At 73.0% G+C, this 12,940-nt stretch carries 11 protein-coding genes; 6 read left to right on the forward strand and 5 right to left on the reverse strand.

What is annotated here, in order from left to right:
- Positions 1–31 precede the first annotated feature (31 nt).
- The 4 genes from ACZ56V_RS02840 (at position 32) to ACZ56V_RS02855 (ending at position 3,697) form a co-directional block, all read left to right on the forward strand.
- Positions 32–610, forward strand: a complete 579-nt coding sequence (locus ACZ56V_RS02840) for a hypothetical protein (RefSeq protein ID WP_398912366.1) — start codon at positions 32–34, stop codon at positions 608–610.
- Positions 611–750: 140 nt separating this feature from the next.
- Positions 751–1,497, forward strand: a complete 747-nt coding sequence (locus tag ACZ56V_RS02845; RefSeq protein ID WP_198601723.1) for an FHA domain-containing protein — start codon at positions 751–753, stop codon at positions 1,495–1,497.
- A complete protein-coding gene (locus ACZ56V_RS02850) occupies positions 1,494–3,101 on the forward strand; it encodes a serine/threonine protein kinase (RefSeq protein WP_468938717.1) in 1,608 nt (535 codons plus the stop codon). The genes ACZ56V_RS02845 and ACZ56V_RS02850 overlap by 4 nt, the downstream gene beginning before the upstream one ends.
- Before the next feature lie 125 nt (positions 3,102–3,226).
- On the forward strand, positions 3,227–3,697 hold the full coding sequence (locus ACZ56V_RS02855) for a hypothetical protein (protein WP_398912363.1): 471 nt from the start codon (positions 3,227–3,229) through the stop codon (positions 3,695–3,697).
- 107 nt (positions 3,698–3,804) lie between these two features.
- Here the strand turns inward: ACZ56V_RS02855 and purH are convergent, their stop codons facing one another.
- Together purH and purN are read right to left on the reverse strand one after the other, a co-directional pair.
- On the reverse strand, positions 3,805–5,382 hold the full coding sequence (purH, locus tag ACZ56V_RS02860; RefSeq protein WP_398912362.1) for a bifunctional phosphoribosylaminoimidazolecarboxamide formyltransferase/IMP cyclohydrolase: 1,578 nt from the start codon (positions 5,380–5,382) through the stop codon (positions 3,805–3,807).
- Positions 5,379–6,026, reverse strand: a complete 648-nt coding sequence (purN, locus tag ACZ56V_RS02865) for a phosphoribosylglycinamide formyltransferase (protein WP_467380511.1) — start codon at positions 6,024–6,026, stop codon at positions 5,379–5,381. The genes purH and purN overlap by 4 nt, the downstream gene beginning before the upstream one ends.
- Positions 6,027–6,336: 310 nt before the next feature.
- Between purN and ACZ56V_RS02870 the strand changes: the two genes are divergently transcribed.
- Positions 6,337–7,134 carry a hypothetical protein gene (locus ACZ56V_RS02870; protein WP_467380510.1) on the forward strand — a complete coding sequence of 266 codons (798 nt, stop codon included), beginning with the start codon at positions 6,337–6,339 and terminating at the stop codon, positions 7,132–7,134.
- Between the two features lie 120 nt (positions 7,135–7,254).
- Here the strand turns inward: ACZ56V_RS02870 and ACZ56V_RS02875 are convergent, their stop codons facing one another.
- A complete protein-coding gene (locus tag ACZ56V_RS02875; RefSeq protein WP_468938722.1) occupies positions 7,255–8,922 on the reverse strand; it encodes a cell division protein PerM in 1,668 nt (555 codons plus the stop codon).
- Positions 8,923–9,018: 96 nt separating this feature from the next.
- On the opposite strand from ACZ56V_RS02875, the gene ACZ56V_RS02880 reads away from it, so the two are divergent.
- On the forward strand, positions 9,019–10,185 hold the full coding sequence (locus ACZ56V_RS02880) for a helix-turn-helix domain-containing protein (protein ID WP_468938725.1): 1,167 nt from the start codon (positions 9,019–9,021) through the stop codon (positions 10,183–10,185).
- 100 nt (positions 10,186–10,285) lie between these two features.
- On the opposite strand, the gene sucD is transcribed toward ACZ56V_RS02880, so the two are convergent.
- Entirely contained in the window at positions 10,286–11,170 is an 885-nt protein-coding gene (gene sucD, locus ACZ56V_RS02885) for a succinate--CoA ligase subunit alpha (RefSeq protein ID WP_030145560.1), read from the reverse strand.
- Between the two features lie 28 nt (positions 11,171–11,198).
- Positions 11,199–12,383, reverse strand: a complete 1,185-nt coding sequence (gene sucC, locus ACZ56V_RS02890; protein ID WP_398912355.1) for an ADP-forming succinate--CoA ligase subunit beta — start codon at positions 12,381–12,383, stop codon at positions 11,199–11,201.
- Between the last annotated feature and the right edge of the window lie 557 nt (positions 12,384–12,940).

A 12,940-nucleotide genomic window follows, 5' to 3' on the forward strand; every position in this document is an offset into this window, starting at 1 on the left:
CGCACTTGACAGCGACGGAGGAAGACCCGCCATGAGTTTCGGCGATCCCAACAACCCCTACGGCCCGCCCCAGGGCGGCCAGCAGCCGAACTACGGCTACCCGCAGCAGCAGCCCCAGGGCCAGCCCGGTTACGGCTACCCCCAGGCGCCCCCGGTGTCGGCCGGCTACGGCTATCCGGCCGCCCCGACCTCGATGCCCGGCACTGTCAGCGCGGCGCGCGTCATGCTGTGGGTCATCTTCGGCCTCCAGCTCGTCGGCGTGGTCCTGTTCGCCATCAGCGCCGCGAGCGTGGACGCCGCGAAGAACGACGACCAGCTCAAGGACGACGCCGCCTTCCAGCAGCTGGCCGACTACTCGTCCGGCATGCTGTGGGGTCTCGTGGCGTTCGCGCTGGTGTGGGGCGCGATCGCGCTCGTACTGGCGATCAAGGTCGGCAGCGGCGGCAACGGCGTCCGCATAGCGACCATGATCTTCGCCATCATCACCGCGATCCTCGGTCTGTACCCGTTCATCGTCGTGGGCCTGGTCCACACGGTGCTCGCCATCCTGGTCGCCGTGTTCGTCGGGAACTCCAACGGCTCGGCCTGGTACAAGCGTCCCCGCTACTGACAGCCGGACCGAGCAGCGGCGACTGAACAGTTCTCGCCAATCACCACCCGGGGCCGTGTCTCACCCGTACGAGGGGGGCACGGCCCTGGTGCGTCGCCCTAGTCTGGCGTGGGTAGCCGTCAGGCACGGGGAGACGCACCTTGTACAGCATCATCGTGGTACCTCCGCCGACCACGGAGGACGAACCCACCCGCACCCAGTACCGGCTCGCGCCCGGCGAACGGCTCGTCTTCGGGCGGTCCGTGCCCGAGGGCGGGCTGCGGATCGGGCACGACGGGGTGTCCCGCAGAGCCGGTGAGATCGCGGCGCACGGCACCTTCTGGACCCTGAGCAACCTCTCCGCCCACCAGACCTACGTGGTGGAGAACCCGGAGGGCGCGGGCGAGCACATCAAGGTGGCGCCGGGCCGCCTCGACGCACCGGTGCCGTTCGAGTTCTCGCGGATCGTGCTGCCCGCCGCCGGTGACCTGCTCCCGGTCGAGGTGTGGGCGCCGCGCCACGACTATCTGCGCGGCGAGGACGGCGCCGACGGCGAGCCGACCGCCCCGGCCTTCTCCGTCGACCGCACCAAGCGGTACTTCGCGGTGCTGGCCGCGCTGTGCGAGCCGAGGCTGCGCGGGGCGCCGCACGCGCCGCTGCCGACCATGGACCAGGTCGTCGAGCGGCTCCGCCCGGCCTGGCCGGCCGCCTCGCGTACGTCGGTTCAGTGGAACATCGACTACCTCGCCGTGAAGCTGCGGTTGAAGCCGGGCCCGGAGACCGCCGAGCCGGGTCCGCGGCTGAACGGCAAGAAGGAGTCGCTGGTCTCGCTGGCGCTCCGCTTCGACCTGGTCCGCGAGGACGACCTGGTGGTCCTCGCGGCACCGTCCGGACGGGCGCTGCGATGACCGAGCCGTACGCCGTCCCGGTGCCCAGGGGGTACCGGGTGGGCGCCTGGGAGGTGCGCGAGCCCCTGGCGACCGGCGCCTTCGGCAGCGTGTACGCGGGGCGGCGCACGGACAGCACCGTGGGCCTGGGTGGCGGTGGCGGTGGCGGTGGCGGTGGCGGTGGTGAGGATCTGCCCGGCACCGTCGCGTTGAAGTTCCTGCCCACCGGCACCGGCACCCCGCGGCAGCTGTCCCACCTGCGGGACCTGGTCGAGCGCGAGGTCGAGTTGCTGCGCCGGCTGCGGCGGCCCCGGCTGATCCGGATGTACGAGACCCTCACCGTCGACGACCCCGCCCATCCCCGGCTCGACGGTGCCACCGTCCTCGTCCTGGAGCGGGCCGAGGGCTCGCTGTCCGCCCTGCTCGCCGCCGCGCCCCGGCCGCAGGCCGGGCCCGCGCTGCTCGCGCAGGTCTGCGAGGGCCTGCAGCAACTGCACCGGGCGGGCTGGGTGCACGGCGACCTGAAACCGGCCAACGTGCTGCTGATGGCGGACGGTTCGGTACGGCTCGCCGACTTCAACATGGCCGCCGAGCTGGAGGGCACCCACGCGTACACGCCCGCCTTCTCCACCCCTGACTACACCCCGCCCGAGCTGCTGTGGTCCGAGATCGGCGAACGGGGGCGCCGGATCCGCCCCTCCGCCGACGTGTGGGCCTTCGGCGTCCTGGCCCACCTGGTGCTCACGGGTTCCTTCCCGCTGCCCGGCGGCACCCCGACGGCCCGCCGCGACGCCGCCGTCGCCTACGCCCGCGGCGCCCACGAGCTTCGCCTGTCCCCCGAACTGCCGTCGGCGTGGCGGGAGATCGTGCGGGCGTGCCTGACCCGTACGCACGCCGACCGGATCGGCTCCGACGCCCTGCTGCGTCGGGTGACGGGCGCGGCGGGCGGCGCGATCGGCACGGCGGGGTTCTCGCTCCGGCCCCGCACCCGCCCCCGGCGCAGGGTCCTGGCCGCCGCGACCGCGGTGCTCCTCGCCCTCGCCGCGCTCGGCTACGGCGTCGCCCGCTGGACCGACGACGGCCGGGATCCCGTGGCGAGTCCGCGCCCCGGCGGCACCGCGAGCGTCGCCGCCGCCTCCTACGGCGCGGCCGAACTGCGCACCGACCGGGACGTACCGCCCGCCTACCGCCTGCTGATCGTGGAGACGGCGCACGACTGCGGGCACAAGGAGGTCAGCCCGGCCCTGATCGCCGCCATGCTGAAGGTCGAGAGCGATTTCGACCCGGACCTCGCCGACCCGGCCAAGGACGAGTACGGCATCGCCCGCTGGACCCCGAGCGTGCTGCGCTGGTGGATGAACGAGGACGGCACCCCGGGCGAGACCGTGCCCCAGCCGCCGTTCCCGCCCGCCGAGTCGATTCCGGCGATGGGGCGTTACCTGTGCTGGATCGCGCCCCGCCTCGACGCCGGCCTGCCGGGCGACCGCAGCGTGCTGGTCGCCGTCGCGTACCGGACGTCGTACCGGAAGGTGAACGACGCGGGCGGGGTTCCCCCGAAGTACCGCGACTACGCCGACCGCGTCGCTCACCACCTCAAGGAGTACACGCCCCGGGGCGGGGAGTGACCCTGGGAGTTCCGAGGTTCCCCGCGGCGGGTGTCCCGGGGCACGGTGTGAGCACACCGCCTCGGCGGCATGACCGGTCCGACCACCACGGCCGGTACGACATCGACGTTCACGGGGGAACGAGAATGAAGATCGTCAAGCCCGCAGTACTGCTCCTCGCGGCCACGGCCCTGGCCGCCGGGTCCACGGTCGCGGCCACGGCCGCCGACAGTCCGGGCGGCACCCGGGTGACCGGCCTCCAGCAGAAGGCCGGCCAGGTGCTGGCCGACGTCCCGCAGCCCTTGCGCGTGAGTGCCGACGCGGTCGAGTACGAGGGCCTGACCGTGACGGACGCGCCCGTGACCAAGGGCGCCCAGGATTTGGCCTGCGCCTACGGCCACCTGTGCATGGTCGTCAACGGCACGAAGTTCGACTTCTACAAGTGCCAGACGTGGAACCTGACCAACTGGACCGGCGACGGCCCGTTCACCAACAACCAGACGCGGGGCACGGTCGCCAAGTTCTTCAACAGGGACGGCAGCGTCCGCTGGACGTCGACGGCCTACCAGGCGGGCACCGCGACCTGGGACCCGATCTGGTCGCTGCGTCCCTGCTGATCCGCCCACCGACTCCGCCACCGCGGCGGCCCCCGGTCCCCTCCTCGGAGGGGACCGGGGGCCGCCGTTTCGCCGTTTCGCCGTCGGGGCGCCAGGACGCCAGGACGTCAGTGGAAGAAGTGCCGCGTCCCCGTGAAGTACATCGTCACGCCGGCCTTCTTCGCCGCCTCGACGACCAGTTCGTCGCGGACCGAGCCGCCGGGCTGGACCACGGCCTTCACGCCGGCCTCGGTGAGGATCTCCAGGCCGTCGGGGAAGGGGAAGAAGGCGTCGGAGGCGGCGTACGCCCCCTGTGCGCGCTCGGCGCCCGCCCGCTCCACCGCGAGCTTCGCGGAGTCGACGCGGTTGACCTGGCCCATGCCGACGCCGACCGAGGCGCCGTCCTTGGCGAGGAGGATGGCGTTGGACTTGACGGCCCGGCACGCCTTCCAGGCGAAGGCCAGCTCGGCCAGCTCCGCCTCGGACAGGGCCTCACCGGTGGCGAGGGTCCAGGTGGCGGGGTCGTCGCCCTCGGCCTGGAGGCGGTCGGTGACCTGGAGGAGGGCGCCGCCGTCGACGGGCTTGACCTCGACCGGGGCGGCGGGGGCCTCGGGGGCGCGCAGCACGCGGATGTTCTTCTTCTTGGTGAGGGCTTCGAGGGCGCCGTCCTCGTAGTCCGGCGCGACGATGACCTCGGTGAAGATCTCGGCGACCCGCTCGGCCATCTCCTTGGAGACCGGGCGGTTGACCGCGATCACCCCGCCGTACGCGGAGACCGGGTCGCAGTCGTGCGCCTTGCGGTGCGCCTCGGCGACGTCCGTGCCGACCGCGATGCCGCAGGGGTTGGCGTGCTTGATGATCGCGACGCAGGGCTCGGCGTGGTCGTACGCGGCACGGCGGGCGGCGTCCGTGTCCGTGTAGTTGTTGTACGACATCTCCTTGCCGTGCAGCTGCTCGGCCTGCGCGAGGCCACCGCCCTCGGGGGAGGTGTAGAGGGCGGCGGGCTGGTGCGGGTTCTCGCCGTAGCGCAGGGTGTGGGCGCGCTCGTAGGTGGCGCCGAGGAAGTCGGGGAACCCGGACTCGTCGACGGGGGCGTACTCGGAGGCGAACCAGGAGGCGACGGCCACGTCGTACGCGGCGGTGTGCTGGAAGGCCTCGGCGGCCAGGCGCTTGCGGGCGGCCAGGTCGAAGCCGCCGTCCTTGACCGCGGAGAGCACGTCGGCGTATCGGGCCGGGCTGGTGACGACCGCGACGGAGGGGTGGTTCTTGGCGGCGGCGCGCACCATGGAGGGGCCGCCGATGTCGATCTGCTCGACGCACTCGTCGGCCGTGGCGCCCGAGGCGACGGTCTCGCGGAACGGGTAGAGGTTGACCACGACCAGGTCGAACGGGGCCACGCCCAGCTCGTCGAGCTGCTGCCGGTGGCTCTCCAGGCGCAGGTCGGCGAGGATGCCGGCGTGCACCTTGGGGTGCAGGGTCTTGACCCGGCCGTCCAGGCACTCGGGGAAGCCGGTCAGCTCCTCGACCTTGGTGACGGGGACGCCCGCGGCGGCGATCCGCCCGGCGGTCGACCCGGTGGAGACCAGCTCGACGCCGGCCTCGTGCAGCCCGCGCGCGAGCTCTTCGAGCCCGGTCTTGTCATAGACGCTGACGAGCGCGCGACGGATGGCCCGCTTGTTGCTCCCGGCGGTGGCGGTGGCGGTCACTGGATAACTACCTTTCGTCCCTCAATGCGATAGCCGTTGCGGGCGAGCCGCCCCACGACATCGACGAGCAGCCTTCGCTCGACTTCCTTGATGCGCTCGTGCAGAGCGGCACCTTCGTCTTCGTAGTCCTCGTCCCGGACCTCCACCACGCCCTGCGCGATGATCGGGCCGGTGTCGACGCCGTCGTCGACGAAGTGGACGGTGCAGCCGGTGACCCTGGCGCCGTACGCGAGCGCGTCCCGCACACCGTGGGCCCCCGGGAAACTGGGGAGGAGGGCGGGGTGGGTGTTGACGAACCGCCCGCCGAACCGCGCGAGGAACTCCTTCCCCACGATCTTCATGAACCCGGCCGAGACGACGAGGTCCGGCTCGTGGGCCGCGACGGCCTCGGCGAGCGCCGCGTCCCACTCCTCGCGGGTGCCGTGGTCCTTGACCCTGCACACGAAGGTCGCCACTCCGGCACGCTCGGCGCGGGCGAGCCCCTCGATGCCGTCGCGGTCGGCGCCGACGGCCACGACCTCGGCCCCGTAGGCCTCGGCGCCGGTGGCGGCGATCTCGTCGAGGAGTGCCTGGAGGTTGGTGCCGGATCCGGAGACCAGCACGACGAGGCGCTTGGCTCGCCGGTCCACGGGCGTGGCGGCCACGGTGGGGGCCTTTCTCGGGGAGGCGGATCTGTTTGTACGGTCGTACGAATGCTTCGCGCCCCCGGATACGGGGAAGTCTACGAAGCGGCCGACCGTCAGCAACGATACCGGCACACCGGACGGCCCCCTCGGGACGGGGGCGTGGCCGGAAGGTAGCGTCTGCGTGGAGCCGGGGCGGGAACGCGGCCTGCGCGTCAGGCGTTCACCAGACGTAGCGACCAGTTCGCCCGCTCCACCAGCTCACCGTTCCACCAGCTCACCGTTCCACCAGCCGCCCGTTCACCGTCGCCAAGGGGAAGACGCTCAGTTGATGCCGGACCGCAGCCTGCGACTGCTCACCCTCCCCCAGCAGTCGGCGCAACCAGGGGAGCGCAGCAGCGTGCTGCTGCGCGAGCGCCCCTCGTCACCGCCCGACACGCCCTCGGACCGGAGGAACGGCGGCGGACAGGACGGCTCCACCGACCAGGACAATCCGTTCGCACCGCCCCCGGAGGGCACGCCGGACCGCCCCTGGCAGCCGCGGCACCCGTCGGGCGACGGCGATTCCCAGGGCTCGTCCGGCGACCAGGGCGAGGGCGGGCGTTCCCCGTGGGGCGGCCAGTGGAGCGACCGGCAGCCCGGCCGGTCCCCCGGCGGCTTCGGCGAGCGGCCCGGCGGTTCGGGCGGCCCCGAGAGCCCGAGCGGCGGTCCGGGCCCGCGCTGGGACCCGACGGACCCCGCCCAGCGGCGTGCCCGCTACGCCCTGCTGAGCGGCATGTGGGCCCTCTTCTTCGCCCTCTTCACCTGGCCGTACGTGGCCCTGCTGCTCGGCGCCCTGGCGCTGTACTGGGGCATCAGCGCGCTGCGCGCCAAGCCCCGCGCCGCCTCCGACCCGGACACCCCGGCCCCGCCCGCGGAACAGACCGGCCGCCCGCAACGCACCGCCGCGATCAGCGGCCTGGTCACGTCGTCCCTGGCCATCCTCCTGGTCGCCGCGTCCTTCGGCGCCCAGCTGATCTACAGCGACTACTACACCTGCCGCGAGGACGCCCTGACCAACGCGGCGCAGCAGTCCTGCGAGCGCCACCTGCCGGAGCAACTACGCCCGCTGCTCGGCTCGGAGGACTGACCTACCAGCCCGTCCGGCGTTTGAGGACGAGGCCCGTTCAGGGCCGAAAGCGGGGGTCCGGGGGCGGCAGCCCCCGGGGACGGGAACGGGAAGGGGCGGCGGGGGCGAAGAAAACCACCATCACCCCCCACCGCGAGGCGACTCCCCGGAACGGTCGGAACCGTCGACCGGCAGAAGGTCATACGCGCCCCCACCATCGTCGTCGTACAACCCGAACGGCACCGCGCTCTCATCGTCCCCCCGCTCCCCTCCCCCGACCTCGGGAGCCTTCGCCCCCCGCTTCCACCACCGCCCCACGGAGGGCACCGCAACCCCCGCCCACACCGCCCGGCGCCCGCCACCGCCGACCCCGTCCTCCTCGCCCCCGGACGCCTCCCCCACCGCCTCCCGCGCGGCAGCGCCCCGGCACCGCCACGCCCGCGCCACCACGGCCACCGGCACCGCCACCACCCCGATCCACGCCAGCGTCGCTCCCCCGGCCTGCCACCACACCGGCCCGAACCGGGCGAGCGCGGCGCTCCCGAGCGGCCCTCCGGCGAACGCGGCCAGCAGGGCGACGAGCACCGCGCACAGAACGGCGGCCACGGCGGCGGCGCCGGCGGTCCGCCGCCACGACCACGCCCCGGCGCCCGAGCCCGCTCGCGGCCCGCCCGTCTCACCCGATGTGGCCGCCCGCGCCGTGAACCACCCCACCACCGCCCCCGCCGCCAACGGCACCGCCCCGGCCGCCCAGTGCAGCGGCGTACCCGGCCCCGCGTCAGGCACCGCCGCCAGCAGCGGGAACGGTGGCAGCAGCGCCGCGGGAGCGGAGGCGGTGGGTGCCACCACGTGCCCGGTCCCGAGCACGAAGCCGGGTCCGAGGGCGTACACCGCCGCCCACACCGCCGCGTTCGGCACCAGCGTCAGACAGAGCAGCAGGACGGCGAACCTCCCCGACCACCCCTCCGTCAGCCGCAGGAACGCCTCCCCCGCTGCGGCCGAGTGCCAGACGAGTGACACCGCGAGCAGCAGCGCGCCGCCTCCGACGAGCACCACCGCACCGGCGCCCGCGGCGCGTGTCGCGGCGCCCAGGCGCGCGTCCGGCTCCACCATCAGCTCCCGCAGCTTCCGTGGCAGCACGCGCAGCGCCCGCCCCACGGGCCCGCCGGGCCGGCCGAACGCCGTCCACACCCCGGCGCCCGCCGCTCCCATGGCGACCAGCGGCAGACACACCGCCGCCCACCAGTACGAGGGCCGCAGCGCGCCGCCCTGCGCGTACAGGACGACGGGCGCGGCGACGGACAGGTAGCCGAGCACGACGCCCGTCCAGGCCACGCGCGCGGAGACGGGCGGCGGCCCGGCGTCCGGTGCGCCCGCCAGCCACGCCGGGCGCACCCCGGCTCCCGCCTTGGGAGCCGCGCCCACGGCCACCCCCACACCGTCCCCGGGGTCCGTGGCGTCCCGGGCGGCGCGGTGCAGCAGCCACACCGGCAGGAGGAGGAACAGCAACGGGGTGACGCCGACGGGCGCGGGGGTGCCGGAGAGCGTGTCGGCACGCACCAGTTCGGCCCCGTGCGCCAGCACCCACAGCGCGGCGGCGACGTGGAGGGCGCCCCCGGGCCCGCTGTCGGGGTACGGCGAACTGATCCACAGCAGCGTCACGAGTGCGGCGCACGCCGCCAGCCCCAGCACCGCCGCGACCACGCCGCCGAGGAGCCCGGCGGCCAGCCCGGGCGACCGGTCCCGCCACCGGGCGTGCAGCAGGGAGAGCGGGGCTGGACGAGCGGTCGTCTGGATCACGCCCGCCATGCTCCCAACGACACGCGCTTTCCCGGCGTAACGGGCGAAGCTCCGTTGTGTCGCTCAATATATGTTTATGTACTTTTTCGTACGAAGAGGTGCCTTGTGACGCGCAGCCCCGCCACCCCACTCCCACCCCCCAAGACACGCCGACGCCTGCGGGAGACCGCCGCACTGACACAGACTCAGCTGGCCACACGGGTGGGCGTCACCCCCGGCACGGTCCGTGCGTGGGAGAGCGGCCGCACGACTCCGCGAGGCCGGAAGCGGGAGGCGTACGCGAAGTTGCTGAAGACGCTGGCCGAGGAAGAGGCGGCACGGCTGGCGAAGCAGGAACGGGAGCGGGAACGGGAACGGCGAGAGGGACAAGAACAGGAGGACAAAGAGACATCCGCACCGGAACCAGTACCCGAAACCGAACCCGAATCGGCATCGGCATCGGCATCGGCATCGAGGCCGAAGCCCGAGCCCGTCGCGCTGACACCCGCTCAGGCGTTCGACGCGCTCTACGCGTTCAGCGCCCCCGCGCTCGTACGGCAGACCTTCCTGCTGACCGGTCGGCGCGAGCAGGCGCGCGAGTCGGTGGAGCGGGCCTTCCAGGCCGCCTGGGAGCGCTGGCCGGAGGTGGCCCGCGACCGGGACCCGGTGGGCTGGGTACGGGCGACGGCGTACGAGTACGCGCTCTCGCCCTGGCAGCGGCTCCGCCCGCGCCACCGGCACCCGGAGCCGTCGCCCGCCGACCCCGGCGACCGCACCCTGCTGAACACGCTGCTCAGGCTCCCCCCGCGGCACCGCCGCACGCTCGTGCTGTACGACGCTGTGGGCCTGGACCTGCCCGAGACGGCGGCGGAGACGGAGGCGAGCACCCCGGCGGCGGCGAACCGGCTGCTGCACGCCCGCGAGGCCGTCGCCGGCCGGCTGCCCGCGCTGGCCGATCCGCAGGTGCTGCACCGGAGGCTGGCCGAGCTGGCGTCCAACGAACGGCTGCGGGCGGCCGAGCCGCCGACCGTGCGCAGGGGCGGCGAACGCCGGGCGCGGTTCTGGACCCGGGCCGCGATCGCTTTCACGGTCGCCCTCATCGGGACCACGGCCCTGACCGTGCGCACGGCGCCCACGCACTACGAACCGCCCGTGTCCCCCGGGCAGGCGGTGCGCGGCGTACCGCAGCGGGTGGCGCCGGGGTCGCTGTCGGACGAGGAGCTGGAGCTGCGGCAGAAGCTGCGGGACCAGTTGCAGGACGGGCCGGAACGGCTGAGCCCGAGGCTCGAATGACGTGGCCCGGCCCACGGAGACGCCGAGTGGCCCGCCCCCTGTGGACAGAGGGCGGGCCACTCGGTGTGGAACAGGCGCTCGGCCTGCGCGCGAGGCGGTGTCAGCCGGCCAGGATGGCGCGGGCGAGCTTCGCCGTCTCGGTCGGCGTCTTGCCGACCTTGACGCCTGCGGCCTCCAGGGCCTCCTTCTTCGCCTGGGCGGTGCCGGACGAACCGGAGACGATGGCGCCGGCGTGGCCCATGGTCTTGCCCTCGGGCGCGGTGAAGCCCGCGACGTAGCCGACGACCGGCTTGGTCACGTTCTTCGAGATGTACTCCGCCGCACGCTCCTCGGCGTCGCCGCCGATCTCGCCGATCATGACGATCAGGTCGGTCTCGGGGTCGGCCTCGAACGCGGCGAGCGCGTCGATGTGCGTGGTGCCGATGATCGGGTCGCCACCGATGCCGACGGCGGTCGAGAAGCCGATGTCACGCAGCTCGTACATCATCTGGTAGGTCAGCGTGCCGGACTTCGAGACCAGGCCGATGCGGCCCGGCTTGGTGATGTCGCCCGGGATGATGCCGACGTTGGACTGGCCCGGCGTGATGATGCCGGGGCAGTTCGGGCCGATGATGCGGGTCTTGTTGCCCTTCTTGCCGGCGTACGACCAGAAGGCGGCCGAGTCGTGCACGGCGATGCCCTCGGTGATCACGACGGCCAGCGGGATCTCGGCGTCGATGGCCTCGACGACGGCGTCCTTGGTGAACTTCTCCGGCACGAAGATGACGGAGACGTTGGCGCCGGTCTTCTCGATGGCCTCCTTGACGGTACCGAAGACCGGTACCTCGGTGCCGTCGAAGTCCACGGTGGTGCCCGCCTTGCGCGGGTTCACGCCGCCCACGACCTCGGTGCCGTCACCCAGCATGAGCTTGGTGTGCTTCATGCCGGTGGCGCCGGTCATGCCCTGGACGATGACCTTGCTGTCCTTGTTGAGCCAGATAGCCATGGTGTGTTGGTGTCCTCGTCCTGAGTGCTTACTTGGCGGCGGCGTGAGCCAGCTCGGCGGCCTTGTCGGCCGCGCCGTCCATGGTGTCGACGCGCTGGACCAGCGGGTGGTTGGCGTCGGTGAGGATCTTGCGGCCCAGCTCGGCGTTGTTGCCGTCGAGACGGACGACGAGGGGCTTCTCGACCTTCTCGCCGCGGTCCTCCAGGAGCTTCAGCGCCTGGACGATGCCGTTGGCGACCTCGTCGCAGGCGGTGATGCCGCCGAAGACGTTGACGAACACGGAGCGGACGTCCGGGTCGCCGAGGATGATCTCCAGGCCGTTCGCCATGACCTGGGCGGAGGCACCGCCACCGATGTCCAGGAAGTTGGCGGGCTTCACGTTGCCGTGCTTCTCACCGGCGTACGCGACGACGTCCAGGGTGCTCATGACGAGACCCGCGCCGTTGCCGATGATGCCGACCTCGCCGTCGAGCTTGACGTAGTTGAGGTTCTTCTCCTTGGCGGCGGCCTCGAGCGGGTTGGCCGCGGCCTTGTCGTGGAGGGCCTCGAAGTCGGGGTGACGGAACTCGGCGTTGTCGTCCAGCGACACCTTGCCGTCGAGGGCGATGACGTCGCCGGAGACGACCTTGGCCAGCGGGTTGACCTCGACCAGGAGGGCGTCCTCCTTGATGAAGGTGTCCCACAGCTTGACCAGGATGTCGGCGACCTTGTCGGCGACCTCGGCCGGGAACTTCGCGGCCTCGACGATCTCGCGCGCCTTCTCGGGCGTCACGCCGTCGATCGCGTCGATCGGGGTCTTGGCGACGGCCTCCGGACGGGTGGCCGCCACCTCCTCGATCTCCATGCCGCCCTCGACGGAGGCGATGGAGAGGAAGGTGCGGTTGGCACGGTCGAGGAGGAAGGAGACGTAGTACTCCTCGACGATCTCGGGGGCGGTCTCGGCGATCATCACCTTGTGGACCGTGTGGCCCTTGATGTCCATGCCGAGGATGTCCGTCGCGCGGGCGACGGCCTCGTCCGCGGAGGCGGCCAGCTTCACGCCACCGGCCTTGCCACGACCACCGACCTTCACCTGCGCCTTGACGACGGACTTGCCGCCCAGACGCTCGGTGATCTCGCGCGCCGCCTCAGGCGTGTCGATGACTTCACCGGCCAGCACCGGTACATCGTGCTTGGCGAAGAGGTCCCTCGCCTGGTACTCGAACAGGTCCACGCGCTTCCGTCCCTATCAGTGATCTCGCGGTTCGTTGGATGCGTGGGCGTGCCGCGAGGGCAACGTGACGTCCGCTGTGAGTCACAAGGGGGGCGCACACGGTGTCCGAGCGCGCGGCATGTCCGTCTCGCAGGTTATCGCCGCATGCGGAGGGTCTCTAAATCGTGGGTCACACCTGAGCGGTGATGCCTGTCACATGATGCCGCGCTCACTGGCACCCGGTGCCGGGTGTGAGCCGGACACGGAGCGCTCCGCGCGGGGGTGAAGGGCCTCACCGGGCTGGGGTTGACCCGGTGAGGCCCGTGGGCGCCCCGGCGGCCGCACGGGTGCGGCTCGCCGGGGTGCGGGCGGACCGGTCCCCACCCCAATGGGGACCGACCAGCCCGGACCGCGGGGTTTCGGCCGGACGGAGGCCGACGGCTTTCGGCCGTCCGGGGCCTGCCGCCCCGCGGAGTCCGTGCCTGCCGCGCGTACCAGGGCCATGGGAGGCCGCGCCGCCCGGTGCCGTGCGCCGGACACCGGCTGGGAGCCGGATGGGAGCCGGCGGGGGGTGTCCG

The sequence above is a fragment of the Streptomyces sp. NPDC034099 genome (genome assembly GCF_055575415.1).

What these genes read in the sequence shown, in the direction of transcription:
- ACZ56V_RS02840 (WP_398912366.1), top strand. Translation starts at nt 32, where the DNA reads ATGAGTTTCGGCGATCCCAACAACCCCTACGGCCCGCCCCAGGGCGGC.
- ACZ56V_RS02850 (WP_468938717.1), top strand. Translation starts at nt 1,494, where the DNA reads ATGACCGAGCCGTACGCCGTCCCGGTGCCCAGGGGGTACCGGGTGGGC.
- ACZ56V_RS02855 (WP_398912363.1), top strand. Translation starts at nt 3,227, where the DNA reads ATGAAGATCGTCAAGCCCGCAGTACTGCTCCTCGCGGCCACGGCCCTG.
- ACZ56V_RS02870 (WP_467380510.1), top strand. Translation starts at nt 6,337, where the DNA reads ATGCCGGACCGCAGCCTGCGACTGCTCACCCTCCCCCAGCAGTCGGCG.
- ACZ56V_RS02875 (WP_468938722.1), bottom strand. Translation starts at nt 8,922, where the DNA reads ATGGCGGGCGTGATCCAGACGACCGCTCGTCCAGCCCCGCTCTCCCTG.
- sucD (WP_030145560.1), bottom strand. Translation starts at nt 11,170, where the DNA reads ATGGCTATCTGGCTCAACAAGGACAGCAAGGTCATCGTCCAGGGCATG.